Here is a 25,839-nt window from a genome sequence, read left to right as displayed (position 1 = left end):
CCATGAAATAAGGCAAAATTAATAGCACTAATTGGTTGCCAAAATGCGTGTTCCAATAGTTGGGTTTTTACTTATAGGGCTGTTCGTAAATGGACAACATCAGCCAGTGCTGGCGAACACTGCATCTGATGGTGTGGTGATCGATGGATACGCCAAATATGGCAATTATGTAGGTGTTCCCGAAACAGATGAATTTTCCCAAAAAATTGTTCAGGATATCCAAATTCGGTTTATTAATGACAACAATCAGTCAGTTGATAACCAGGGACAACCGATTAGAGGACGCACTCAAAAAGATTTTATTCTGGGTTTGTTAAAGTTACAGCCTGGGCAAATATTCCGCGATGAAGCACTACAAGCGGATTTGCGGAGGTTGGAAAAATTAGAGTCTTTCAATTATGTCAGGGCTTACCGTGAGGAAAATCCTTTTGGTGTCAGTATTGTTTATGACATTAACGAACGTCGCTTTCCTACTTGGAATTATGGCGTAGGTAGTAATAGTGATATCGGTTTATATGGTCAGGTACGTTACGGGGATAGCAACATTAGTGGTTTGAATGACCAACTAGCTACAACCGTGCAACTTAGTGGTAAAGATATTCAATTTAATAGCCGATTTACTAGTCCTTATCGTTTAGGAGAACCAGAACGCCTGGGTTACAGAGTTACGGCTTTCCGCGATCGCCAAATATCCCGTACATTTGATGATGAGATTAGACTAGCCAACGGTGACAGAACCAGGGAAGGTAGATTTGGCGGTTCTGTGGCGTTATTACGTTCCTTTGAGGAATGGGACGCAGCTTTAGCCCTTAACTATGCCAGGATTAGTTTACGTAACAAAGACTATAACGTTGTCCAGGTTGATGAATTAGGTAATCCCCTTTCTGTGAGTGGTCAGGGAATTGATGACCTATATACATTATCCTTGTCTGTGACTAGAGATTTACGAGACAGTCGCTTCAATCCCACTCAAGGATCAATTCTCACTCTCAGCACTGAACAAGCCATACCCTTAGGACTGGGCAATATTTTCAGTCATCGCCTCCAAGGAAACTATATTCAGTATCTACCAGTCACCTGGATAGGTAATCCAAATCTTACAGATAATCCAGAAATGTTGGCTGTAAATTTACAACTTGGCACAATTTTTGGAGATTTTCCCCCAGCTGATGCGTTTAATCTAGGTGGTTTAAATTCTGTTCGTGGTTACGGTTCCGGAAAACTCGCCAGTGGTCGCAGTTATGGTTTAGCTTCTGTGGAGTATCGCTTTCCCATTGTCGAGTCAATTGGCGGAGTTTTATTTACCGATTTCGCCTCAGATTTCGGGTCTGGTAAAACAGTCATCGGGGAACCAGGCGTAGTCAGAGACAAACCCGGAAGCGGTTTTGGTTACGGCTTGGGAGTCCGCCTGAACTCTCCTTTCGGGTTATTTCGCGGCGACTTGGGAGTTAGTGACCAAGGAGAAGTCAGATTTGAAATTACCACTGGTCAAAGGTTTTAAGTTGTTAGTTGCTAATAGACTTCCAGAAAATAAAATATTCAATGGGTGAGAGCAAATATTAGGAACTTCCAGAGAATAAATTATCCAATTTACTCAGATAATATTTGTTGTCTTCCCCTGCTCCCTGCTCCCTGCTCCCCTACTTCCTCTCCCTGCTTCTTAATTATGAAATATTGGCGTGAAACGATCGCTGTTAGCAAACGTATTTTAATTGAACTGTTACGCCGTAGACGCAGTTTAATCTTTTGGTGTATCTTCCCGATTTCTGTGCTAATTCTAAGCGGATTTATCTTAGCAGAACGGGCGGAACTACCAATGGATGATGCTTTTTCCTATGCAGCACCTTCAACGTTAGTGGGTGCTGCACTATTTTTTAGTTGCTTGGGTGGTACTGTGTCCACTGTGGTAGCGGAAAGAGAACAAAAAACCCTCAAACGCCTTTTTCTTTCTCCCTTGAGTGGTACGTCTTATTTTTTGGGAATTTTCCTGGCGCATAGTTGCATTGGTATTGGTCAGACTTTATTAATTTATGCGATCGCTGCTTTTTGGGGGGCGACTTTCAAGGGTGCAATTTTATTAGGATTAAGCATTATTTTTCTGAGTATTGCGGCTTATGTTGGTTTGGGTTTTATTTTAGGTACACAATTAGCTAGACGTATTGAAGATGTCAATTCTTTGGTGGCGGCTTTTGGAGTTCCTTTGTTAATTCTAGGTGGGGCATTTTTACCAACTGCATTGTTTCCTAAAACATTGATAAATATAGCTAGATTTAATCCCATATATCACATGAATGAGGCGCTTGTTGCTGTGTCATCTAGAGGAGAATCTATTGATAAAATAAGCTCAAATTTTAATTTTTTATTAATTTTTGCTGTAGTTATGGTGATAGGTGGTTGGTTAGCTTATCAAAGAATGTTAGTTGTGGAAAGAAGATTATAAAATGCTAAATATTAAGAACTTAAATAAATCTTACGGTAAGCGACAAGTATTGCAAGATTTAAACCTCAATGTTGATAGTGGGGAAATTTACGGTTTATTGGGTGCAAATGGAGCCGGGAAAACTACAACAATTAATATTATTTGTAATTTATTGAAAGCCGATATTGGTGATATTAAAATCAATAATCAGCTTATTTCCGAGTCAACTAAGAAAATAATTGGGATTGCACCTCAAGAAAATATCTTATATAAAACTTTGACTTGTGAAGAGAATTTACAATTTTTTGCGGAAATTTATGGTTTAAATAGAGCCACTGTTCAAAAACAAATTAAAGAAATTCTCGCGGCTGTAAACTTATTAGATAGAGCCAAAAATCCAGTAGAAACTTTGAGTGGAGGTATGCAACGGCGATTAAATATTGCAGTGGCTTTAGTACATCAGCCAAAATTAGTCATTCTTGATGAACCAACTACAGGCTTAGATATTGAAGCGCGTTATGAAATTTGGGAATTAATTCGACAATTGAAACATCAGGGAATAACCGTTTTACTCACAACCCATTTACTCGATGAAGCAGAACGGCTTTGTCAAAAAATTGGTATTCTTAAAGATGGGCGAATTTTAGTTGAAGGTAGTTTAGCTGAGTTAAGAAATTTAATTCCAGCACAAGAAATTTTAACAATTAAAACGACACAAGAAAAAGAAGCGATCGCTTGCGTCCAAAAATATGGTTTTACCCATAGATATTATGACAATGAATTAGCTTTTTGGTTACCAGAATCTTGGGATTTGAAAGAAATTATTTCTCAATTTGAAGGGATATCGATTGATGCAATTTCCCGTCAACCAGTGCGATTAGAACATATTTATTTAGAAGTAACACAAAAATATAGCAGTCCTAAATCATTTTAAACCAAAAGATTCCCGACTTCTTAAAGAAGTCGGGAATCTGAGCCTCTCATTTTGAATTGATTTATGGTTTTGTGTTAACTTGTGTAATATACCAACAAATTATGCGTAAGTATAACTATGAAGAATAAGCGCTCATACCTGGAATGGGTAATTATTTTTTCAATATTAACAATTAGTAGTCTTGCTTACTTAAGTAACCAATTTCTATTTAGGAATATAGGAAAAAAGCAATTAGAAGTAGCGCAAGAAAACTGGTTGAAACAAGGAATATCACATTATCGATTAACTCTTCATTATTCATCTCCGGATAGATGTCAAAAACAGGTAGAAATCAAAGACGAAAAAGTAATTGCTGTCACAGAAAATACTTGCACAACTCTATCGCCATTAACTATCACTGAGTTGTTTCAAGAAATTGAACCTATTGCGAAAGGTAAAAAATGCGGGCCGAATGGATGTGCTTGTGATGGAACGATAGGCTTAGATGCTAGTTATGATCCTCAATTTGGATACCCGCGCCGAGTTGCAATTAAATTACAGCCTGAAAGACGTTGGTTACATTTCAATTCTTTGAGTGATATATATCCAGGGAAAAACTGCACATTAGTTGGGTTTATCAACAGAAGAATTGCTGTGCGTGATTTCACTCCTCTTTAGTATTTTGATGGTTGGTAGTAAGTACTTTAGTTCTTAGAATCATCAGGACTAAAGTCCTTACTACAAACTTGCTTACGAAATTGATAGAGTGTTAGCTTTCGGAAGTTTCCTGAGCAAACTTCTTATGAATTGTTTTCTTTTGTTGTCCACTACTTACCGTGATTAGATAGTCTAGTAAATCTTGTGAGAAAGGGACACGTAAGTGAAAAGTTCCATCGGATTTTAGGGTGATGGGCTTACCTGCAATAGTTACAGTTGCACTGGGATCTGTGGCTCCGTGGATAATTAATTCAGTATCCGCGACAAACCAGAAATCTTCTTGAGGACTATTGAAGACACGAACAGTAGCGGAACGGGCTATAGTTACCCAATCCCCTGCTGTGGTAAGATAACCAACCTCTGCCATATAGTCACGATCGCTATTGGGAATTAACACATAACGATCGCGGGTGATTTCATCAAATTCATATTGCTGAACTAATTGGGGATTTTGGTAACTCAGGTCAACATTGGTGGCATCATAAAGCCTGAGTGCTAGTTGTGAAATCCCATGATCCTTAAGTAATTGCTGATGATCATCGGCAATATCCCAACTTACATAAGCCCACTTGGGAGTACGAGAATTAAAAGTAACAGTACTTTTTTCGTCTAATGCTGGCGAATTTGCCAACAAAGACTCTATTTGCGGACTATCAAAGACACGGACAATAGGGGAACGAGCGATAGTAGTCCACTGTTCGCCTACGGTAACATAGCCAATGTCTATCATATAATCGCGATCGCTCGCCGGAATAGAGATATAGCGATCGCTTGTTCCTGGCTCACATTTATCCTGCTGTATGGCTTGGGGACTTTGGTAACTCAGATCAATGTCAGTGACATCATAAAGTTGCAATGCTAATTCTGAGATCCCTTGCTCCTGCAACCTTTGCTGGTCAGTAAGAGAAACATACCAAGAAACGTAAGCCCACTCAGAATTACGGGGTTTGAGGATGATGCTACTTTCTTCTTCTTCATCTTCTAACTCAGCAGTTGTGGCTAAGATTGCGGGTAAGTTTTCTTCACTAGTGTTATTTGCTGGTACTGGCGATGGACTACTCTCCTCAATCTCATTGCTACTAGCCCAAACTTCCGTCCCTGCGGCTGCTAAGGCTGCACCACTAGCTAAAGTTCCTAAACTGGATGGAGTTAAATATTCTGTATCTTCCAGTGTTTCACTTTCATTAAATTCGGCTGCATCAGCTACCAAATTTAGCGCATCTTCGGGAATATCAGAAAATTTTGGCAGAGAGGTTGTTACTTCTGATGTTATTTCGGCTTCAGGTAACTCAGCCGGGATGACAACTTCTGTGGTGTCATTCATCTCTTCATGAATATCGGAAATACTCGTTTGTTCTTCTGCTGGTGCTTCAGCGATCGCCGTATCTTCATCAGCAAAAATAGCATAAAAATCTGGCAAATCAGGGAGCGAATCTACTATCTCTAAAGTATCTTCGCTAGTTGTAGGTGGTGCTAATTCCTCTTCTTGGGTATCTTCTGTAGTTTCTGGCGAATTTTCTGTTGGTTCCTGATAACTTTCCTCAGCAGATGGAACTTGGGAAATCTCGTTAGTAATATCTGCTGTTTGTTGTTCTCCATAAGTAGGAGTTTTCCCTGCTTCCATCATTTGGGGATAGGAAGTGTTGACAACAGCTGCTGGCGCTTCCATGTCCCAAGGTGATTGCTCAAGCTCAGGAGGAATTGCGACTTGATAACCACCGGAATTATGGTTATTTTCCGACTCTTGAGCAGCAACAGGCTTTGTACTTATTGTTTGCAATACAGTCGGGTTGGTATCTGCAACTGGGATAGGTGTAGTGTGGTCTCGGATTTCCACTAATGGCTCAGTTACAGGTGCAGCCGTGTCCATCTCGTCAGGAGTAGATTCACTCTCTAAGGCTTTGGCTGTAGATGGGCGTTTGACAAACCACAACAATAATCCACCAATAGCACCTACAGGCAACAATAGCCACCACAACAAAGAACGATCCAATTTAGGTGTTTCTGGGGGAGCAACAATAGCCGGCTGAGTGACATTGGTAGTAGTACCTTCAGCATTAGGAAAAATATTCGTTGCTGGTGTAGTTTCCGCCGTAGGGTTAATAATTTGTGTGGTTCCCTCAATTGGAGAACTGTTAGCTTCTGGTGTACCTGTAGGATTAGCCGTGGTTAACAGTAATTGAGATTCACCTTTAGCGATCGCTTCAGCCTCATTGACTCTCGCTGTCTCTATCGCCTTCTGTCCTGGTGATGCTAAGGCGAAACCGAGAAATGAGGCGATCGCAGGGTTAGGAGTTTTTTTATAAACGTAAACTAGCGGCTGGGAGAAAGGATATTTAGGGTCATCCGGTAAGGTGTCATGTAACTGAAGCACCCGCACACCAGGCAGTTTTGATACTTGATTGGCTCTAGCATAACTGATACCGTCCTTACCTAGTTGTTTGGCAATTTCGGTGGTGTTGTCTTCTGTCACCTGAGTAGCAGTGGAACCTGTGGCAAATCTAGCAGCCTTAAACACTGGATAGTTATTTAATGCTTCACGAGTATCACTAGTTTCAGGACGGTCTAAGACCCGAATTTTTGCAGATGGCGCTCCTAGTTGCGACCAATTAGTAATGCGTCCCCGAAAAATTCTAGCAAATTGTCTATCTGTCAAACTACCCTTGAAAGGGTTTTCTTCCCCAACAATAATGGCAATTTTTTCCCGGTGTAACCTGACCTGTTCTAAACCTTGGGCTTTTTCTTCCGGTGTGAGTCCCCGACCAATAGCCGCCACATCAATGCTTCCATCTAATACAGCTTTGAGTGCAGCTTCTGTTCCGTTATTAGCCACGTCCACTCTTGTACCCGTGAACTGTTGTTCAAAACTCTGTTTCAGGCTTTGATTCACCGCTACCAAAGTACTTGAGCCATCGATTCGTACTGTAGTTCCAGTTTCCACCGTTTCTGGTAGCTCAAAACTGGGTGTGTCCGCTTCCGATTGTGCCAGCATCGGATCTGACAATAACAGATTTGTAGCGATCGGCGTGGTCGTTAAGGCAAACAATAACGCCAGATTCACTATCCCACTATCTTTTTTTTGTTTTTGCCTCATACGCTCCTATCTCAGGTACAGGGAACAGAAAACCAATAAGTTTTAAATTTATCTTGTTATATCAACAGAAGACGGGCTAATTATACATCTGGTGTCAATATTTATTCTCAGATTGTTTATTTACTGGGTTTGATTAGATACTTATTCTTTTGTGAGTCTGTAGAATCAGAGGTAAATAAACATTTTTGCGCTTCTTGATTACGTAGCAGTGGGAAATTCCTATATACCTGACTTTTCACGTTATGTGGAAAAGCTAACGTAAAACCTAACCCCCTAACCCCCTTCCCTGCGTTCGCGCAGCGTGTCGGAGACAGGGAAGGGGGAAAAATTAAAGCCTCTCTCCTTGTAGGGGAGAGGTTTGGAGAGGGGTTTTCCAGATCCCGTGAAAAGTCAGCCTATATACAGCTATGAGTTTACGCCGAATTACCATATTTACTTTAATAGTTGTTATTTTTACGTTGCTGGTTTGGGTCTTAACTCCAGCAACTATCATACCCCCTACTAATCCTCAGGGAGCGATCGCCGCCTACGTAATTATACTGGATTTACATCCCGAACTAGTTTTACCTCATCCCCAAGGGGGATTGATGATGTATGCTTACGGTGATTGGAATTATTTTGCGCTCAATCAGCGAAACATCAACAATGGTTTAGCAGCTCTTTTCATCCCCACTTCTGGGACTTTAGGAAAACGCACCTTAAGTAATGTTGAGGAGTTGCAGCAGATAGTAAAACAGCAAAATGCTAATTTATTAAATATAAAAATAGCCAAAGTCAACGCTTTTAAGTTAGCTCAATCTTTAGATAAACGCTTTGAAAGAAACATTGCCACGCGCATTCAAAATTCACAAACTGAATTATTTTTAGTCAAAGATAAGCAAAATTATACAATATTGCACAATAGTAACCATGAATTAGTTGTGTGGTTAGAACAGTTAGATTGTCAAGTTAAAGGTTTTGTGATGTGGGCTAATTTTCGGTTAAAAAGTTAATTAGTTTAGAAATTTATAAATAAAAAAATATCTAAAGTGTAGGGTGCGCTACTTGCGAGAAACCTAGCTGTAGCAGCGCACCCTAATAAGTTCAGGAGTTTGATGAAGCAGAGGCAAAGAACTTGTATCAGAACTTAAACTTATTCTTGAATCCAAACTGATACTGAACCACCTAAGCAATGAAAATTCCCCCAACCCCACTCATTGGTGTAGACAGGTTCTTTGATATGTTCTGTTAAATCAATAAACTTAGTATTGGGTTTACCAACTTCCATCCATTTATTACCTTCTGACCCATCACTTAAAATTACAGCCATTGCTTTGGGATGATCTTCATCACCTAAACGTGTCCAACCAATCGTATTCCAATGGTCAAAATAATCGTATTGTGAACCATAAGCATAATGCTGACGTGCATCAAGTAGTTTATCAATAATCCAACGGTGCGACGGCATGGAAATATTGTAACGATTGCCATCTTTCCCCCAGTCTTCATACTCTGCGCCATAGTAGTCAGCATGAAAGACGCAAGGATAACCTTCTTGTCGTAACAAAATAATTGCATACGCTAGAGGTTTAAACCAAGGTTCAACTACGGATTCCAATGCTTGTAACGGTTGAGAATCATGATTTTCCACAAATGTCACAGCATGGGTAGGACGTTGTTGCATCATTGTGCTATCTAAAATCCGGCGCATATCATAATTGCCTCCAGATTTACTAGCTTGGTGAAAATTGTAATGTAGTGGTACGTCAAAAACTGACATTTTGCCACGAACAGCATCAACATACCAAAGCAGAGTATTAATATCATTATACCAATACTCTCCTACCATAAATAAATCTTTACCAGCATGGTGTTCTAGTTCATCTATCCATTGGGGAAAGAACCAAGAAGAAATATGCTTAATCGCATCAATGCGAAAACCATCTACCTTAGTGGTGTCAAGATACCACCTACCCCAGTAAGTAATTTCACTACGTACCCAATCATTTTGGAAATCGACATCGCAACCCATCAAGTAAGCAAAGTTGCCTTTTTCTAAGGCTACGTAGTCGTCAAACTTTTTACCTTCTAATAAATAGAGTGTGCTGCGATCGCCACTATTATATTCGTTATAATCAACAGCATCAAAATGCCACCAATGCCACTCAAAGTTAGAATATTTGCCTTGTCTTCCAGGAAAATTATAATGAGTGTATGTTTTAATCTCTTGCAACCCGCCTTTTGGATTTAGACGGTCATCTTGATGGAAAGGCGTTGCTTTTGGTGTTTCTACTTGATCACCACCCATTTTATGATTTAACACCGCATCCGCATAAACTTGTAAACCATGCTTTTGCAGAGATTGAATTGCATCAAGATATTGCTGACGTGTACCGTATTTTGTCCGAGTGGAGCCTTTTTGCTCAAACTCACCTAAATCAAATAAGTCATAAACACCATATCCCACATCATAAGACCCGGCAAAGCCCTTGTATGCTGGTGGTAGCCACAAGGCTGTAAAACCTGCATCTGCTAATTCTGCTGCTGAAGTTTCAACTTTGCTCCACAAGTTCCCATCATTAGGGATGTACCAGTGGAAATATTGCATCATTGTACCGTTAATCTCTGCCATGTCTCGTTGTGTTTGTAGATATTGACAAGAGATACAGTTGAGATTGATAGGAATTCGGAATTTTAATCTAAAAATCTGAAAGAAATAATTAAGAAAATGACAATCAAAAACTAGCTATATTAAATAAAAATGCTCAAGAAAATAAAATTTCGTGGTTGGATCTAAAGATTCTGGTGTGTTACGGTTAAGTCTAGCACACTCTACATATACTTAGATTTTTTTCAAAAATTAAATTGGATTCCTATATTTAATTGTCTTCACCTACTTAGTTTAATCTGAATCTGATTTTTTATTTTTAGTTTCCATCGATGAATTATTAGCACCATTTCCCGTATCTTTTTGCAACTGACTTTTTAATAAAGTAATTAAACTTTCAGAAAGTTGTGATAAGGAATTTTCTAATTGGGGTGAAAGTTCCAAAGGTAAGCTACCAGTACGCAAATGTAGAGAACGTTGGGGAAAGGGAATATGAATATTGTTTTGTCTGAAGATTTCATCAATCTGAAAATATAAATCGCTCTTAATTTGAAACTGCTTACGGGGTTTAGAAATCCAAACTAATAACTGAAAATTTAAAAAATCCTCACCATACCCTTGAAACCAAACAGTAGGATTTGGTTTTTTTAAAATATCAGCATTTGTCTGCGCTACTTCTAGTAATGCAGTGCGGATAGTATTGATACTCCCACCATAAGCAACCCGCACAGGTAAAACTAACCGAGATGCTGAAGCACGATGGTTCCAATTAACTACTTCTGTATCTAATAAACGAGAATTTGGCACAATTACCACAATGTCATCTAAAGTGCGGAGGTGAGTACTGCGTGCATTTAAACGCTCTACAGTTCCCATAAAATCCCCAACTTTTACAAAGTCACCAATTTCAATAGCACGTTCAAAGGTAATCACAAAACCGCTTACCAATTCTTTAGCAACTCCCTGCAAACCAAAGCCGATCGCCACACCAAAAACACTGGCGACTATTGTTAAAGAACTAATGTCTAAACCCCAAATTTGCAGTAGTAAAACTGTGCCGATAAAAATTAAACTGTAGTGAATAGCAATAGCAATAGATTCTTGCACACCACGGTTAACATTTGTCAGACGTAATACACGCGATCGCAGCAAATTAGTTAAGGTTCCAGCTATTGCTAAAATCCCAAAAAATAAGCTAATAAAGATAATTATATTAATGACTGAATAAGAGCTTTCCCCAATAGTAATTACTGGTGAAGTTAAACTCATCCAAAGAATAGTAGCAAAATTTCTGCTCCATTCTCGCGTTAGGGGGAATAAATCGGTAATGTAAATAGCGATTCCTATCCAGAGGAGCGATCGCACTATAACCAGCGTCAATTGTAAAATTAACTCAATTCCCTTGGGTTGCGCTCCCGTTTCTGGGTGATTTACTCCTCTAGGAACCAGTCGCCGTAACCAATAGCGCCAAACCCAACCTAAAAGTAAATGGAGAGCGATCGCGCCTAATACAGATAAAATTACTAATAATATAGCCCGCCAAAAATAATTTAATCTGCGTTCTGCTTGGCCTTGTGCAACTGCTTCCGTAATTCGTTGCACCCAAATTTTTGCTTGTTCCTGTTTTGTTCTTCCAGTAGGAGTATCCTCTTGAGTCACCGTTAATAAATGCCGATTATTTACCAAAATCACAGGTAATTGATTAGTTTCTACAATCTCTACCTTGACACCATCTGGAGAACGGACTGCTTCTCTTAAAATTAAGTTGGCATCAGCAACACGATTTTCTGCGCTAAATTGTCCAGCTTCCGACACCTCAAATAACTGACGACCATCTACTGTAATGTAAGCAATTGGTCTAGATTGAGCTTGCACCATCATTTCAGTAGTAAATAGCCATCCTATTGTCATAGTTAAAACAATTACTAAGATGACAATTGCCTTCCGAAAGCGATGAAAGCTGCTCATGGTATCATTTCTTGTTAAGAGCTTGATTTGATATGAAGAAGACTATAATTTTAATTATTACAAAATTTCAACTATCATAAGTACTGAATGATGTAGGCGATCGCATTCTCCTCAGCTTAACTGATCGCCTTACAAAATTAAAAAAAGCCAGTGCGTTAAGTAGGTTTCCCGACTTGTAGCAACTGGCGTTCAAAAAATTATATGTTGGGTTGTTGCGCTATTGAGAATAGTGTGTTCCCCTCGCCAAATTTAGGAAACACCAAAAAATAAATTATTCCCAATTGACGGTTAGTAAGGTGCGTCAGTATGAATAATTTCTTGGTACAGCTAGGTTTTCTTGCACTGACGCACCCTACCTACTTGGATATTTTTTATCTGGAAGTCCCTTACGCTTATTTACGCCGCGTTGTACTAGCTTGTCACTACTCGTTTGTTGCCATTTTCGTTACCGTCTACATTGACAACAAATGATGGTTGCTGTGAACTAAAAATTGGTGACTCACCTCGCAGTCCCTTGCGTCGTTGATTCTTCGGAACTCCTCCCGCCATGCCATATTCTACACTGCTTTTACCATATAAAACACCCACTCCCATCAGCATATGCTCTGTCATATCTCCTAACTCACGCTCTGTTTCGAGCATTTCACGGTACAACTTATCCAAGTTAGAAAGAGCGCTATTGTATGCGTTTTCTTTAGCTTGCATTGTCTCAATTAAAATTGAAAAAGCAGGTAAAGTAAGTCCATTACCCACATCTAACTTGGGATTAATTGAGTTTATACCAGCTGCACGACGTACTGCTTTCTTTAGCACTGGAGAGCTTCTTTTTCTACGCATAATACGCACTTTGTCAAATATTACTGTTAATATATTTACCTTAAATAATATCCGTATCGATCAGCCTGAGCGAATTTTGGCAAATCTGTAACAACTTTTGCTACAAGCAATAATTGTCATAAATGCGTGAACTACCGAAATGAGCAAACAAACTCCGGTTTGCTTGCGGAAAATACTAAAATGAGCGATCATTTCAGCCAAATGAGCAAACAAACTCCGGTTTGCTTGCGGAAAATACCAAAATTAGCAAGCATTTCAGCCAAATGAGCAAACAAACTCCGGTTTGCTTGCGGAAAATACCAAAATTAGCAAGCATTTCAGCCAAATGAGCAAACAAACTCCGGTTTGCTAACTAAATTTACTGAAGTGAGAAAGTAATTAAAGATTTAAAAAAATACTGCGATAAATAAAGCTTTATCCTTTGGTGATCGCACCTGCGGAATCTGAGTTAACGTAAGTTCGACGAACTCAAGTTGGGTTAATATCAGCGATCGCCCAGTTCTTCTAAGGAAAAGCTATCTCCAACATTTTCATCAAACTCGGCTTGAATCTTAGCTGCTTAAAATCTATCCCAGTCTTTTAAGGTCAAGATTACACCTCGATTACGTCGAGCTTTTTGTTGTTGCATTGGCTTTACCTGTCTCTAACTCCCCACTCACTTTTCAATCACATTTATTTTCGATGATAAAAACCAATACAAGTTGTCATCAGTAGCTATTCATGGTTGCAAACAAGAGGAATAATTATGGCAGGCATCATACTTACCTGGTTAGTCACTGCTGTGAGTTTTTTGATCATTGCTAGACTACCATTTTTAGGAATTGAAGTAGACGGTTTTGGTAAAGCATTAATTTCTGCGATCGTTTTTGGCATTTTAAATGCTGTCTTGTTGCCAGTTCTGACGTTTTTTACCTTACCACTGATTATTCTTTCCATAGGTTTATTTTTCTTTGTCTTAAATGCCATCATCTTTGGCTTATCTGCGGCGATCGTGCCTGGATTTAGACTACGTTATGGCATTTGGAGTGCCTTATTAGGCTCAATTTCTCTAGCAATTATTAATTCCGTGCTATTAAGAATTTTGGCTTCAATTACATAAATACAGCAGAATATGTCTCAATTTTAAGCATCAGTAGGAGAAAATACGATGAAATCATCTCGATGGCAACAATTTATCTGCTTTTGCATGGGAATTTTCTTGATATCTACCCTTTATGCTTGTCAACCTCAAGAGGTAGCTGAGTCGTCCACAAGTCCTGTAGCAACTCCGGTGCAAAAAACTGCACCCACAACAGACACACGCCCGATAGCCTTTCTCGACCGCCAACTGAGTACAAACCCCGCCGAGTTACCACCGTTACCTTACGGTTATAACGCCCTGGAAAAAGCCATTGATGCAGAAACAATGAAACTGCACCATGATAGACACCATGCAGCTTACGTTAATAACCTCAATAATGCCTTGAAAAAGCATACAGAACTGCAAAACAGGAGTGTAGAAGCTTTACTGCGTGACTTGAACAGTGTACCTGAAGATATTCGCACGACAGTACGCAACAATGGTGGCGGACATCTCAACCATACGATTTTCTGGCAAATCATGAGTCCTGAAGGTGGCGGACAACCCACAGGAGAAATTGCCCAAGAAATCAACCAAACCTTCGGTAGTTTTGAGGAATTTAGAAAACAGTTTAACCAAGCAGGAGGCGATCGCTTCGGTAGTGGTTGGGTTTGGTTGGTGCGTAATCCCCAAGGACAGTTGCAAATAGTCAGCACTCCCAATCAAGATAGCCCTATCATGGAAGGTTCATACCCAATCATGGGTAATGATGTCTGGGAACACGCCTATTACCTGAGATATCAAAATCGCCGGGCTGACTATCTAAATAACTGGTGGGATGTAGTCAACTGGACAGAAATTAATAGACGCGCCCAAGCTTCACAACAAAATAATTCGTAATTCATATAAGAATCCGATTTGATTCTTGAAAAATTTGAGTATCTGTAGGGTGGGTATTTCCCACCCTACTTAACAACTGACACACGCAGAGCAATAAATAATTTCAATAAAAAACCTGTTTGACTCCATTTTAATGACGCACTACAAATTAATATGAGAAGTTTATTGATGAAAAGCCCAGTTGTGATTGCAGCTGGTTGGATTGGTGCATATATATTTGTCGCCCTATCACCCTTAACAATTTTGCTTATCTATCCTGCACCTTCGGGGCGAGGGTTTTGGGTCGATTTTTCCGTGGCTTTGGGTTTTATTGCTTTAGCAATGATGGCATTACAATTTGCTCTCACCGCCCGAATTAATCGGATAGAATCTTCCTACGGTGTTGATATTATCCTTCAATTTCACCGCTACATTTCCCTTGTAGCCTTTGCCTTTGTCCTGATTCATCCCTTAATTTTGTTTATAGTAGAGCCAGAAACACTGCAACTATTAAACATTTTCACAGCACCGTGGCGCGCAAGGATGGCTGTCACAGCAACTTTGGCGTTAATTGTATTAGTAATTACCACCATTTGGCGACAGAAACTAAATATCCCTTACGAACCTTGGCGTACTGCTCATGGAATTTTAGCAGTGTTAACAGTTGGTTTGGGATTGGGACACGCCATTGGTGTGCAGAACTACTTGGGATTGTTTTGGAAGGCTGTATTGTGGAGTGCGATCGCTTTCACTGCTCTCTGGTTACTAGTATATGTGCGTTTGGTTAAACCTTGGTTAATGCTGAAAAAGCCTTATCTAGTCGAAGAAGTACGCCCAGAACGCGGTAATGTGTGGACACTTGCACTACGCCCAGTAGGACACAACGGCTTTCCATTTCAACCCGGTCAATTTGCCTGGATTACCTTGGATATTTCTCCTTTCAGAATGCGAGAACATCCCTTTTCCATGTCTTCCAATGGTGACAACATAGAAAAAATAGAGTTTAGCATCAAAGCCTTGGGAGACTTCACCAATACTATTAAAGATGTCCCCGCCGGAACCAAAGCTTTCTTAGATGGCCCCTATGGAGTTTTTACCGCAGACCGTTATGAAGATGCAGCCGGTTTTGTGCTGATTGCTGGGGGTATCGGAATTACACCCATGATTAGTATATTGAGTACCCACGCCGAGCGAAAAGATGAACGCCCTTATTTATTAATTTACGCCAGTAAGACTTGGGAAGACATCACATTCCGTGAAGAATTAGAACAACTCAAAGAAAAGATAGACCTAACTGTCGTTCATGTCCTCAAGGAACCACCGGAAAATTGGTCAGGTGAAACAGGTTATGTAGACAAAGAACTTTTGCAACGTTACATCCCGAAACGCCGCGCTACCCGCCAATACTTCATCTGTGCATCTCCCAAAATGATGGATCAAGTAGAGTTAGCTTTGCATCAACTAGAAGTTCCACCAACAAACATTCACATGGAACACTTCAACCTTGTTTAGTCCTTACTTTCATTTCTCAATTATGCGTTACAGTATCATGCTTCAAATTGTCACAGGCATTACCCTAATTTTAGTTGGCGGTGCAGCTATGTTTGCCTGGATACAAAATCGTCCCGCAGAGAATCTAGAAACGATGGATGACAGAAATCCTTTAAATACTGTGCCAACAAATCTACAATGACAAAATACACGCCCCATTTTGAACGCCGCCATCTTTGGCGAGAACGTCTTATTGCCATTATTGCCCTGATTAATTTGGTGTTGGTATTTTTTGACATCAGTTATATATATGCAAGGGATTTTTACTGGCAATTTATCCCCGAAATTACTCGTTTATATGATCCAGTCAAGGGGATAAAACCTCATCCAGAAACAGTGAATTATCTAACGCAGGTGGAGGATTTACAAGCACAAGTCATAGCTACGGGATTACCTTCATCACAGGTAGAAAATCAACTTTCACAACTGCGTCAACTTAGTCTACAAATGATTGAAGATAACCCATTTGCTGTTACCGACCAAAGTAATATTTTAGAAAAAATTAAAGATGAATTGCGGCAGAGGACTGGTGAAAACTCTGGTCGTGATGCTTTTACAACTTTTTGGAGTCAAAATCACTTACAAAGTAGAGGTTGGCAGCAAGAAATCAATTTTTGGAATACTCAAATTCAACCTTTGATTGCTATTAATTACTACCGGGATATTAATAAATTTGGTAAATTCGTTGATTGGTTTTGGCTGATTGATTTACCATTTATAATTATATTTGCTCTAGATTTATTAGTACGTATCTCCTTGATTAAACGCCATCATCCTAAATTGAGTTGGTTGAAAGCTTTATTACGACGTTGGTACGACATTTTCTTATTATTACCATTTTGGCGATCGCTCAGAGTAATTCCTGTATTAATCCGCTTATACCAAACAGAATTATTGGATTTAGCACCCTTACAAGCAGAAGCACAACGTGATTTTGTCATTGGTTTTGCCTCACAATTGACGGAAATGGTCGGTATTCAAGTAATTGATCAAATGCAATCTGCTATTAAACGAGGAGATGTAACTACGTGGTTGCTTCACCCTGAAAGTCGTCAACCTTATGTACAAATAAATAACACTAATGAAGTTGCAGCTTTAACTAAACGGGTAGTTAACGTCAGTGTTTATGATGTGTTACCAAAAGTACAGCCAGATATTGAAGACTTATTACATCACAGCATTACTACAACCCTCAATCAATTACCAGTTTGGCAGCAGTTACAATATTTTCCGGCGTTGCAGCAACTACCAGCCCAACTGACAGAAAATTTATCTAAATTTATCTCTCAAACTGCATATAAAAATTTAGTTAATGCGATAGAAGACCCAATAGCAGCAGAAATTACAGAACGTTTGAGCAGAAACTTTCGTGATGCTTTAGAAGCAGAGTTACAGAAAAAACATAATATGCAGGAAATTCAAAGTTTACTTATAGACCTTTTAGAGGAAATTAAAATTAACTACGTTAGAGGTGTGGAGGAATTTGGTATTGAGCAACTAATTGATGAAGCCGAGCAGTTACAGTATAAAATTAAATCTTATTCTCAGATTTCATCAAATTCTTTAGTTAAAAAAGGTCAATAAAATTCAACCAATCTAAGTTTATTAATTAAAAATAACTGCCCTAGTAATTACAAATTTTTAATAAAATTAAAGTTTGTATTAAGGGCTTTAGCCCTCTAAAAACTGATGAGAGATTAATCAAATAATCACTAAAAAAAATCTTTTATATTTAATTGTGTCTATTTATGTAACACTTGATACTCAAAAATAAATATACTAAAATTACACCTGCTTCTATATATTTGTAAATACAGGAGGCTTGCAGTGAACCAAGAAACTCCACCTACGTACCAACCGACTAGTTCCCGGCAAGAATTACAAGAACTTGTACAAGCACAACTAGAAAGATTGCTCTCTCAGGAAAACTATGAAGGAGCAAAAGCTTTATTGATTCCGGTTCAGTATGTAGATATTGCCGAAGTTATCGGTAATTTACCAGAACCGATGCAAGCGATCGCCTTTCGTTTATTATCAAAAGAAGAAGCGATCGAAGTATTTGAATATCTTGATTCCAATGTCCAACAGGCGCTAATTTCAGATTTTAAGCGTCAAGATGTGCAGGAAATTCTTGATAGAATGTCACCCGATGACCGCGCCAGGTTATTTGACGAATTACCAGCAAAAGTCGTCCGGCGATTATTACAACAACTAACACCGGCGGAACGGGATAGCACAGCCTTGCTATTGGGTTATAAACCCAATACTGCGGGGCGAATCATGACCCCAGAATATTTATCAATTAAAGAAAATATGACCATAACCCAGACTCTCGAAAGGATTCGCAGTCTGGCCGATGCAAGCGAACTGATTTATTACATTTATGTTACTGATGATGCTCGTCGTTTAACGGGAACTTTCTCTTTGCGAAATTTGATTACAGCCCAACCAGAAGACATCATTGGTAACATCATGACTAGAGATGTAGTCTATGTTCATACCGACACCGATCAAGAAGAAGTTGCTCGCACGATTCAACGTTATGACTTTCTTGCCGTACCTGTAGTAGATAATGAAAAAAGATTAGTTGGTATCGTGACTGTTGATGATGTTCTTGATATTTTACAACAAGAAACAACAGAAGATATTTATAAATTGGGAGGATTAGAATCTGCTGCTGACAACTATTTTCAAACTAACTTGTTTACAGTAGCTCGTAGACGAGTATCTTGGTTGTTGATTCTTTTACTTACTAATACTCTGACAAGTACAGTTATTAGTGGTCAAGAAGATATTTTAGAACAAGTAGTTTCCCTAGCTGCATTTATTCCATTGTTAATTGATACTGGCGGAAATGTAGGAGCGCAGTCTTCAACAGTAGTAATTAGAGGTTTAAATACCCAAGAAGTCCGCAGTAACCAAGCTGGAAAAATTATCCGCAAAGAAACAACCGCAGGTATTGTTTTGGGTGCAATGCTAGGAGTGGTCGTCACAGTTTGGGCTACTTTTCTTCAAGGAAATGTGGGAGTATCACTAGCTGTAGGTATAAGTTTATTTGCAATTTCGATCATGGCTTCATTTGCAGGTGCAGCTTTACCTTTCTTATTTCGTGCTATGAAGTTAGATCCTGCTTTAATGTCAGCACCATTTATTACCACTGCGGTTGATGTGTTTGGAGTTTTAGTTTATTTCAATGTAGCAAGATTGATTTTAAGAATATGAACTTTTGCCTAAGTAGAACGGTGTAAATAATTCAATGTTCGTAGTAAGGACTAAAGTACTTACTACGAACATCGGTTTTTGAATTTTGAATTTTGAATTGGTATTACTTGTGGGTAGTACCTGAAAATACATCAACTCTTTAACAAGCTATTAGTTGCATTAACTACCAATTGTGCAGCGCCAACAAAAAAGGGCTTCTCAATATTTTCGGGTGTATCACTAGGTTGATGATAATGGGGTGTACGCAGATTCGCCGTATCTGTAACTAACACCGCACCCACTCCCTGATACCAAAATGGGGCATGATCACTACGGAGTGTATCAGGCGTGAGTAAACCTTTCAGGGGAATTGGTAAAGTCAGGACGGTGGGTAGATTCTTTGTATCAGAATTGTTAAAAGCGTTAAGTAAAGGTAAATTTTCAATATCACCTACTGCTACTAAAAAATCACCCTTGTCACTGGGTGGGGTGACAGGCAATGTTGCCGGATATTTCTGACAGCCAGAAGTGTAACAAGCATAACCAACCATATCCATAACTATCACACCCTGGAGTTTTTCCAAGCGTTGAGTGTTAGTAACAAAAGCTTTGCTACCAATTAGTCCGGCTTCCTCAAGGTCAAAAAAAGCTAACTGCAAAGTCCTGGGTGTGGGATGGGAAGCAAACAGTCTGGCTATTTCCAGTAAGACAGCCACACCACTAGCGTTATCATCAGCACCAGGGGAACCAGGTACAGTGTCATAATGAGCTGCTACTAAAATTGCATCGGCTGTATTTTCAGTTCCTTGGCGTTCAGCAAAGACATTGACACCACCAGAAAACTTTTCCAGATTTGGTGTCCAGCCAAATTTTCGTAGTTCATTAATGATATACGTCCGAGTGCGCGATCGCTCCGTCGTTGTGTAGCGTTGAAAATTTAACTTTTGAACATGAGCTAATAATTTATCAACAGATATTTTTAACTCATTCTTGACTTCCTGAGGCTCCAGTTGTGGTTGAGGTGTTGCTACTGGCTGACTCTCAACCATTTCTGGCAAGGAACGCTGCTCAAAAAATGCACTACTCCTACTACCCACAATGACAATTACCACCAGCACCAGCAATGTCAGCCAAATCCGTTTTTTCATCATTGACTATTAACCAATAAGTTTGACCGTTCGTCTTTTGACAAAGTTACTAATATGACTTAAAGTTTTGCCCTAGTATTCTGTCGAGCCAACCTTGCAGGGAATAAAAGTTTCAGAAAAAGCTTCTTTCTCTATTCCCTTTACCCAATAACTTTAGATTGGTGGATTATTACAAAAGTGCCTCAAGACTTTCCTTATGTTAGATTTATCACTCATCACCATCCTGGGGTTCTTGGGCAGTTTTGGGCATTGCTTCGGGATGTGTGGGCCGCTAACAGTAGCGTTTTCCCTGTCTCATCAACACACCACTCCTGAAAAAGACTCTCAGGGAAAAACATCACCCACCAAAACCAATCCGACTTGGCAACAGCAATTAAAGTTTCATTTTCTCCTCAACTTGGGGCGGATGTTGAGTTATGCCCTTGTTGGTGCTGGACTTGGGGGAGTCGGTTCGGTGTTACTCCAAGGCGGACAGTTAGCGGGTATAGGTAGCGACTTCCGCCGTGTCATGGCAATTATTACTGGTGTCATGTTGATTTGGTTTGGGTTAGGACAATTAGCACCTAATTTACTGCCTCACATTCCTGTATTACACCCTCTATTAAAGGGAAACTTACACAACCGCCTGAGCGCAGGAATGGTCAAACTTTCTCTACAACCGCGCTGGTGGACACCTACACTTTTAGGCATGACTTGGGGTTTGATGCCCTGTGGCTTCCTTTACGCTGCTCAAATTAAAGCGGCGGAGACTGGTAATTTATGGATGGGTGGGGCAACGATGCTGGCTTTTGGTTTGGGAACACTCCCTACAATGCTTGGTGTGGGTGTGTCTACTTCCTTGGTAAGTCAAGATAGGCGTAGTCAATTATTTCGCTTAGGTGGTTGGATTACCTTAACTATTGGGACAATTACCTTGCTGCGGACTGGTGACACAATGGCAGATTACACCGGACACGCAGCCCTATTCTGCTTGATTTTGGCGCTGATTGCTCGTCCTGTCAGTAAAGTTTGGGTATCACCTCTACGTTACCGTCGCGCCTTGGGGGTAGGGGCATTTGTGTTATCTGTGGTACATACCACTCACATGATTGAACATTCATTGCAATGGAATTTTGCCGCCTTCTTCTTTTTACCGCCACAATTTCAAGTAGGGATGACGGCGGGTGCTGTAGCATTGATATTAATGACCCCCGCAGCTTTCACAAGTTGGGAATCATGGCAAAAATCTTTAGGCAAGCACTGGCGACAAATTCATTTATTGAGTGTACCGGCTTTGCTTTTGAGTGCGATTCATGCAGTGTTGATTGGTTCTCATTATTTGGGTTCTCTACAATCAACGTGGGGGAATAAGTTAGCAACAGTGCTGTTAGGAATTATAATTCTCGCCGTGTTGCTGGCGCGCTCGCACTTTTTTTGGTCAAAGTTAGCCTTAGAGAAGTTTTATGTCCCCCCTACCAAGTCACCGTAAAGTAACCAAAGCCCAACAGCAAACCTGGGCATCAACACCAATATTATTTCTCAGTTTTTTAACTCTATCCATAACTAATATTTACCCGGCTACTGCCCATAAGGTACAAGTATCAACAGATGTTGGCGGTACACTACACATCGAACCGAATGATAATCCCCGTGCAGGGGAACCGACACAAGCTTGGTTTGCCCTCACCCGTAAAGGTGGTACAGCAATTCCTCTCCAGCAATGTAATTGTCAGTTAGCAGTTTACGCCGAACCTCATATACCAGGAGAACCAGCACTGTTGGAGCCATCTTTAACATCCGTGAATGCTGAACGTTATCAGGGCATACCAGGGGCAAAAATTACCTTTCCCAAACCGGGGATTTATCAACTAGAGCTAAGTGGTAAACCGACGCCTGGGGCAAACTTTCAACCCTTTGAGTTCAAATTTGAGGTGACTGTAGCGGGTGGAACTAATAAAGTAAATACACAAAATGCGCCAGATATCAAGAATGATGCAGTAGATGGTGAATTAAAATCTCTACCATTATGGGCGATCGCTCTGCCGATTTTAGCTGCCTTGGGCATAATCTTTACTGCTTGGCAATTAACTTTCAGGGGAAATAAGAATGATGCAAAACCCCCCGATATTGAATAACTTTAATTATCCGCAATACCAAGCTTTCAGGACAAAAGAAAGAAAATATACCCTGTAATGGTGTAGAAATGTATAGAATCTTGTAAAGATATAAAATATAGTCTTTTAAGATGCCAACATTTCCCATTCATTCCTCAATGCAGCTGTCTTTATCGCCAACTCAATGCCAGCCTTTGAAGATTATCGCACTGGGGGATAGTTTAGTATATGGCTTCGGCGACCCAGAGAAAGGCGGATGGGTAGAGCAATTGCGGCGCTGGTGGATGTTGCCCGATAGCTCTGGTCATGTCCTGTATAATTTGGGAGTCAGAGGCGATCGCACCCAGCAAGTAGCACAAAGGTTAGAGGTAGAATTTCGTCATCGTGGCGAATTGCGGAATCGTGTCCCCGATTTGATTATCCTTTCTGTCGGCGTAAATGATTCAGCGCGGTTAACCCGTCTTAATGGACGTAACTGTACAGATTTTGCTGTATTTGAATCAGAAATCGCTTCTCTACTAGATCAAGCGCAGCAACTTTGCCCCGTATTATTTGTGGGTATGGTTCCAGTAGATGAAGCCAAAATGCCTTTTTTAAATTGCTTTTATTTTAATCATGCCGATCAATACCGCTACAAAGAAGCAACGAAGATTGCTTGCAATCAACGGCAAATTCCCTATTTAGATATTTTCGACCAATGGATGTCACGGGGTGACACTTGGCGAAACAAACGTCTAAGCGAAGATGGACTGCATCCCAACACCTTCGGTTATCAAGCTTTGTTGGAAGATGTAATTAATTGGGAACCGTTAGCAGCCTATCATGCTCGACCTGATTATCAGCTGATTTAACTAATCGCTTATCATGGGGTGAGTTTTGGGAATTTTGAGATGACCAACAACCCCGTAAAGAGAGAAAAATTTATTGGCGTGATAGCGATCGCCACTTTTTTGGTAACTTGTTCTATTACAGTCGGCACTCTTTTAGCGTTTCGTAAACATCCATCTGCAATAGTCACCCAAGATGTACCTGTTTCCAGCAATCAGGTACAATCGCCAGTTACACCCCAATCACCCCCAGTAGTTAAACCGACTAACCTTAACTTTACTGTGCCGGTGCAATATCAAGGGAAAACAGTCTATAAGGTACAACTTAATAGCAATGAAAAAGTCATTGCCCTAACTTTTGATGATGGCCCTTGGCCTAAAACCACTCCAGAAATTTTGGATATTCTTAAACAAAATCAGATAAAAGCAACATTCTTTTGGGTAGGACAAGCCATACAAGCAAATCCCGACATGGCTAAACGAATTGTAGCTGAAGGTCATGCTATTGGTAATCATACTTGGCATCATTGGTATAAGCGGATGAATCAAGCTACAGCCAAGAGTGAAATTGAACGCACATCAGATTTAATTTACAAAACTACAGGAGTGAAAACTCAGTTATTTCGACCCCCTGGAGGAGTCTTAAACAATGGTTTAGCAACTTACGCTAAAAACCAAAAAAACGCTGTAGTTATGTGGTCTTTGACTTCAGCTGATACTGACCCCCGCGCTAAATATCAAGTATTTGTGAAAAATGTTGTCAAAAGTGCAAAACCCGGTGATATAGTTTTAATGCACGATGGTGGAGGCGATCGCCGAAGAACAGTACAAGCCTTACCAGCAATCATTGATGGATTGAAACAACAAGGTTACAAATTTGTCACAGTTAACGAATTACTAGAAATGAAACCGTAAAATTTAATTCGTAATTCGTCATAATTCATTCACTTGAGAAAAATTAAAAGCAGACAATCCCCTAAATTTATTGATTGTTAAATTAGGAGCGAAGCAACATGACTCCAACTTTATTTGGTCGTTGGCAAACTAGACTATTATTACTTGCTACTGTTGGTGTATTAGTATCATTGCCTTTTGCAATGGGTTTAATTGGCCCCGGTGCTGATTCTGTTTATTTTTGGATATTAGCCTATGTGGCTATCTTTGGTTTAGGGTGGGATGTCCTTTATAATTATCTGCAAAAGTTCCGTTGGGATCGAGATTGGCCTGGTGCTTATCAACTCATGGCTGGTATTTGGGAATTCATATTTGTCTTTTGTGGAGCTAAACTTTTTGGTTTCTTACCATTACCTATACCCAAAGAAATCCTACCTATTGATGGTTTAATTTTTCACTACAGCGTTGTTTGGTTAGCAGTTTTTCTTGCTTCCCAAAGCATTATGAGAATTATCTTTCCCCGTTCGCGTTTCCGGGGAGGAGAATGGCTTTGACAATTCCAGCTTAAATACAAACTTATTTACGTCGGTGGATACTAATATATTGACCATGAATATTTACGAAATAGGGTACTACATAAGTTAGAATTGCTGAAATCCAGCGATCGCGTCCCATATTTCCTGTTAATAAAGCGCTACCATGATTTATAGCAAATAAAATGGAGCCAACAACAACCGCAACTTTCAAAGCAGTTGGCACAAACTTAGGCTCTATCAGGCTAGCAAAATAGCCTTTGAGGAATTTTCTACTTTTTGCCATAGATTCATAGTATTGGACTGGCAGACCTTAAAGATTGCATAAAATAGATTTTTGTAATGTGTGCATCTTACCTACACAGGATGGTCTTCTAGTCCATTCCACAAGAAAAGCATGATTTAACATTCTAGTCTGTCATATCACACTCTAGATTATATATTTTTTTATGCAATCTTTAAATATTGCCAATTTAGGCGAAGACCTCGTAGCCCAATGGTTACAATCTGCGGGTTGGATGATTTTACATCGTCAATTTTCTTGCCGTTGGGGAGAAATTGATATCATCGCTCAATATGATGGAACTAATCAAGAATCTATACTGGCATTTGTCGAAGTCAAAACTCGCAGTCCAGGTAACTGGGATGATGGGGGAAGAGGTGCAATTACGCTGAAAAAGCAAGCAAAAATTGAGAGAACATCACAGATTTTTTTAACTAAATACCCTGAAAAAGCAGAGTATTCCTGTCGCTTTGATGTGGCTATAGTTTCTTGTCAAATAATGACAAAACAGCATCATGAGTTATCCGCTACTCAAGACACCATAACTAGCTTTTTAGTTGGAGAATATCAGTTTCAGTTACAAGAATATATTGCGGGGGCTTTTGACTGTCTAATCGATTAATATAGCCCGTAGGTGTAATTATTACTTCTCAATTTGCTACTGGAAAATCAAAATTTTAGGACATTGGTAACTGGTTGTGAATGAGATATATCATCAATTACCAATTACGTCTAATGTGAATTAAAGAGAATGAGACTGGAAGGTGAGAACATCAATACCAAAAAGGCGGCGAAGCAATTTGCGTAGTGTGTGAGAGGCGATTTTGGCAGCAAT

23 protein-coding genes and 1 pseudogene are annotated in these 25,839 nt (G+C 39.7%); 17 read left to right on the top strand and 7 right to left on the bottom strand.

Annotated features, from left to right (window positions below; all coding sequences use genetic code 11):
- Positions 1 to 43: 43 nt before the first annotated feature.
- The 4 genes from H6G18_RS18035 (at position 44) to H6G18_RS18020 (ending at position 4,010) form a co-directional block, all read left to right on the top strand.
- Positions 44 to 1,501, top strand: a complete 1,458-nt coding sequence (locus H6G18_RS18035; protein ID WP_190408474.1) for a BamA/TamA family outer membrane protein — start codon at positions 44 to 46, stop codon at positions 1,499 to 1,501.
- Between the two features lie 165 nt (positions 1,502 to 1,666).
- Complete coding sequence (locus tag H6G18_RS18030) at positions 1,667 to 2,440, top strand: ABC transporter permease (protein WP_190408473.1); 774 nt, start codon at positions 1,667 to 1,669, stop codon at positions 2,438 to 2,440.
- Position 2,441: 1 nt separating this feature from the next.
- Positions 2,442 to 3,353 carry an ABC transporter ATP-binding protein gene (locus tag H6G18_RS18025; protein ID WP_190408472.1) on the top strand — a complete coding sequence of 304 codons (912 nt, stop codon included), beginning with the start codon at positions 2,442 to 2,444 and terminating at the stop codon, positions 3,351 to 3,353.
- A 117-nt stretch (positions 3,354 to 3,470) separates the two neighbouring features.
- A complete protein-coding gene (locus H6G18_RS18020; RefSeq protein WP_190408471.1) occupies positions 3,471 to 4,010 on the top strand; it encodes a DUF6174 domain-containing protein in 540 nt (179 codons plus the stop codon).
- A 91-nt stretch (positions 4,011 to 4,101) separates the two neighbouring features.
- Here H6G18_RS18020 and H6G18_RS18015 read toward each other — a convergent pair whose 3' ends face one another.
- Positions 4,102 to 7,143 (bottom strand): DUF4912 domain-containing protein, encoded by a 3,042-nt coding sequence (locus H6G18_RS18015; protein WP_190408470.1) that lies wholly within the window; start codon positions 7,141 to 7,143, stop codon positions 4,102 to 4,104.
- Between the two features lie 407 nt (positions 7,144 to 7,550).
- On the opposite strand from H6G18_RS18015, the gene H6G18_RS18010 reads away from it, so the two are divergent.
- The gene (locus H6G18_RS18010; RefSeq protein WP_190408469.1) at positions 7,551 to 8,135 is read left to right on the top strand and encodes a DUF2459 domain-containing protein; all 585 of its coding nucleotides are present in this window, start codon (positions 7,551 to 7,553) and stop codon (positions 8,133 to 8,135) included.
- Between the two features lie 140 nt (positions 8,136 to 8,275).
- On the opposite strand, the gene H6G18_RS18005 is transcribed toward H6G18_RS18010, so the two are convergent.
- The 3 genes from H6G18_RS18005 to H6G18_RS17995 all read right to left on the bottom strand — a co-directional run bounded on the left by H6G18_RS18005 (position 8,276) and on the right by H6G18_RS17995 (position 12,538).
- Entirely contained in the window at positions 8,276 to 9,754 is a 1,479-nt protein-coding gene (locus H6G18_RS18005) for an alpha-amylase (protein ID WP_190408468.1), read from the bottom strand.
- 270 nt (positions 9,755 to 10,024) lie between these two features.
- Positions 10,025 to 11,698 carry a mechanosensitive ion channel family protein gene (locus H6G18_RS18000; protein WP_190408467.1) on the bottom strand — a complete coding sequence of 558 codons (1,674 nt, stop codon included), beginning with the start codon at positions 11,696 to 11,698 and terminating at the stop codon, positions 10,025 to 10,027.
- A gap of 411 nt (positions 11,699 to 12,109) precedes the next feature.
- Entirely contained in the window at positions 12,110 to 12,538 is a 429-nt protein-coding gene (locus tag H6G18_RS17995; protein WP_190408505.1) for a hypothetical protein, read from the bottom strand.
- 742 nt (positions 12,539 to 13,280) lie between these two features.
- On the opposite strand from H6G18_RS17995, the gene H6G18_RS17990 reads away from it, so the two are divergent.
- The 6 genes from H6G18_RS17990 (at position 13,281) to mgtE (ending at position 19,247) form a co-directional block, all read left to right on the top strand.
- Positions 13,281 to 13,634, top strand: coding sequence for a phage holin family protein (locus tag H6G18_RS17990; protein ID WP_190408466.1), 354 nt, complete (start codon positions 13,281 to 13,283; stop codon positions 13,632 to 13,634).
- Between the two features lie 48 nt (positions 13,635 to 13,682).
- A complete protein-coding gene (locus H6G18_RS17985; RefSeq protein WP_277875608.1) occupies positions 13,683 to 14,495 on the top strand; it encodes a superoxide dismutase in 813 nt (270 codons plus the stop codon).
- Between the two features lie 168 nt (positions 14,496 to 14,663).
- Positions 14,664 to 15,986: a ferredoxin reductase family protein gene (locus H6G18_RS17980; RefSeq protein ID WP_199311740.1), complete on the top strand. Its 1,323-nt coding sequence runs from the start codon at positions 14,664 to 14,666 to the stop codon at positions 15,984 to 15,986.
- A 37-nt stretch (positions 15,987 to 16,023) separates the two neighbouring features.
- Positions 16,024 to 16,167, top strand: a complete 144-nt coding sequence (locus H6G18_RS17975; RefSeq protein WP_190408506.1) for a hypothetical protein — start codon at positions 16,024 to 16,026, stop codon at positions 16,165 to 16,167.
- Complete coding sequence (locus tag H6G18_RS17970) at positions 16,164 to 17,609, top strand: hypothetical protein (protein ID WP_190408464.1); 1,446 nt, start codon at positions 16,164 to 16,166, stop codon at positions 17,607 to 17,609. The genes H6G18_RS17975 and H6G18_RS17970 overlap by 4 nt, the downstream gene beginning before the upstream one ends.
- Before the next feature lie 243 nt (positions 17,610 to 17,852).
- Positions 17,853 to 19,247, top strand: a complete 1,395-nt coding sequence (gene mgtE / locus H6G18_RS17965; protein WP_190408463.1) for a magnesium transporter — start codon at positions 17,853 to 17,855, stop codon at positions 19,245 to 19,247.
- A gap of 131 nt (positions 19,248 to 19,378) precedes the next feature.
- Here mgtE and H6G18_RS17960 read toward each other — a convergent pair whose 3' ends face one another.
- Positions 19,379 to 20,374, bottom strand: a complete 996-nt coding sequence (locus H6G18_RS17960; RefSeq protein ID WP_190408503.1) for a M20/M25/M40 family metallo-hydrolase — start codon at positions 20,372 to 20,374, stop codon at positions 19,379 to 19,381.
- 196 nt (positions 20,375 to 20,570) lie between these two features.
- Between H6G18_RS17960 and H6G18_RS17955 the strand changes: the two genes are divergently transcribed.
- The 5 genes from H6G18_RS17955 to H6G18_RS17935 all read left to right on the top strand — a co-directional run bounded on the left by H6G18_RS17955 (position 20,571) and on the right by H6G18_RS17935 (position 24,742).
- Entirely contained in the window at positions 20,571 to 21,842 is a 1,272-nt protein-coding gene (locus tag H6G18_RS17955; RefSeq protein ID WP_190408462.1) for an urease accessory protein UreH domain-containing protein, read from the top strand.
- Entirely contained in the window at positions 21,817 to 22,488 is a 672-nt protein-coding gene (locus H6G18_RS17950; protein WP_190408461.1) for a hypothetical protein, read from the top strand. The genes H6G18_RS17955 and H6G18_RS17950 overlap by 26 nt, the downstream gene beginning before the upstream one ends.
- 110 nt (positions 22,489 to 22,598) lie before the next feature.
- Positions 22,599 to 23,318, top strand: a complete 720-nt coding sequence (locus tag H6G18_RS17945) for a GDSL-type esterase/lipase family protein (protein ID WP_190408460.1) — start codon at positions 22,599 to 22,601, stop codon at positions 23,316 to 23,318.
- Positions 23,319 to 23,357: 39 nt separating this feature from the next.
- Positions 23,358 to 24,209, top strand: coding sequence for a polysaccharide deacetylase family protein (locus H6G18_RS17940; RefSeq protein ID WP_190408459.1), 852 nt, complete (start codon positions 23,358 to 23,360; stop codon positions 24,207 to 24,209).
- A gap of 98 nt (positions 24,210 to 24,307) precedes the next feature.
- Positions 24,308 to 24,742, top strand: a complete 435-nt coding sequence (locus H6G18_RS17935) for a hypothetical protein (protein WP_190408458.1) — start codon at positions 24,308 to 24,310, stop codon at positions 24,740 to 24,742.
- A gap of 22 nt (positions 24,743 to 24,764) precedes the next feature.
- Here the strand turns inward: H6G18_RS17935 and nrtS are convergent, their stop codons facing one another.
- Positions 24,765 to 25,007: a nitrate/nitrite transporter NrtS gene (gene nrtS, locus H6G18_RS17930; RefSeq protein WP_242040396.1), complete on the bottom strand. Its 243-nt coding sequence runs from the start codon at positions 25,005 to 25,007 to the stop codon at positions 24,765 to 24,767.
- A 163-nt stretch (positions 25,008 to 25,170) separates the two neighbouring features.
- Here nrtS and H6G18_RS17925 point away from each other — a divergent pair, with 163 nt between their 5' ends.
- Positions 25,171 to 25,626 carry a YraN family protein gene (locus H6G18_RS17925; RefSeq protein ID WP_190408457.1) on the top strand — a complete coding sequence of 152 codons (456 nt, stop codon included), beginning with the start codon at positions 25,171 to 25,173 and terminating at the stop codon, positions 25,624 to 25,626.
- 120 nt (positions 25,627 to 25,746) lie between these two features.
- Here the strand turns inward: H6G18_RS17925 and H6G18_RS25350 are convergent.
- Positions 25,747 to 25,839: pseudogene (locus tag H6G18_RS25350) on the bottom strand (IS982 family transposase); the annotation flags it as partial.

This window comes from Anabaena subtropica FACHB-260, assembly GCF_014697105.1.
Taxonomy (GTDB): Bacteria; Cyanobacteriota; Cyanobacteriia; order Cyanobacteriales; family Nostocaceae; genus Trichormus; species Trichormus subtropicus.
This window is presented reverse-complemented; position numbering and strand designations above follow the sequence as displayed.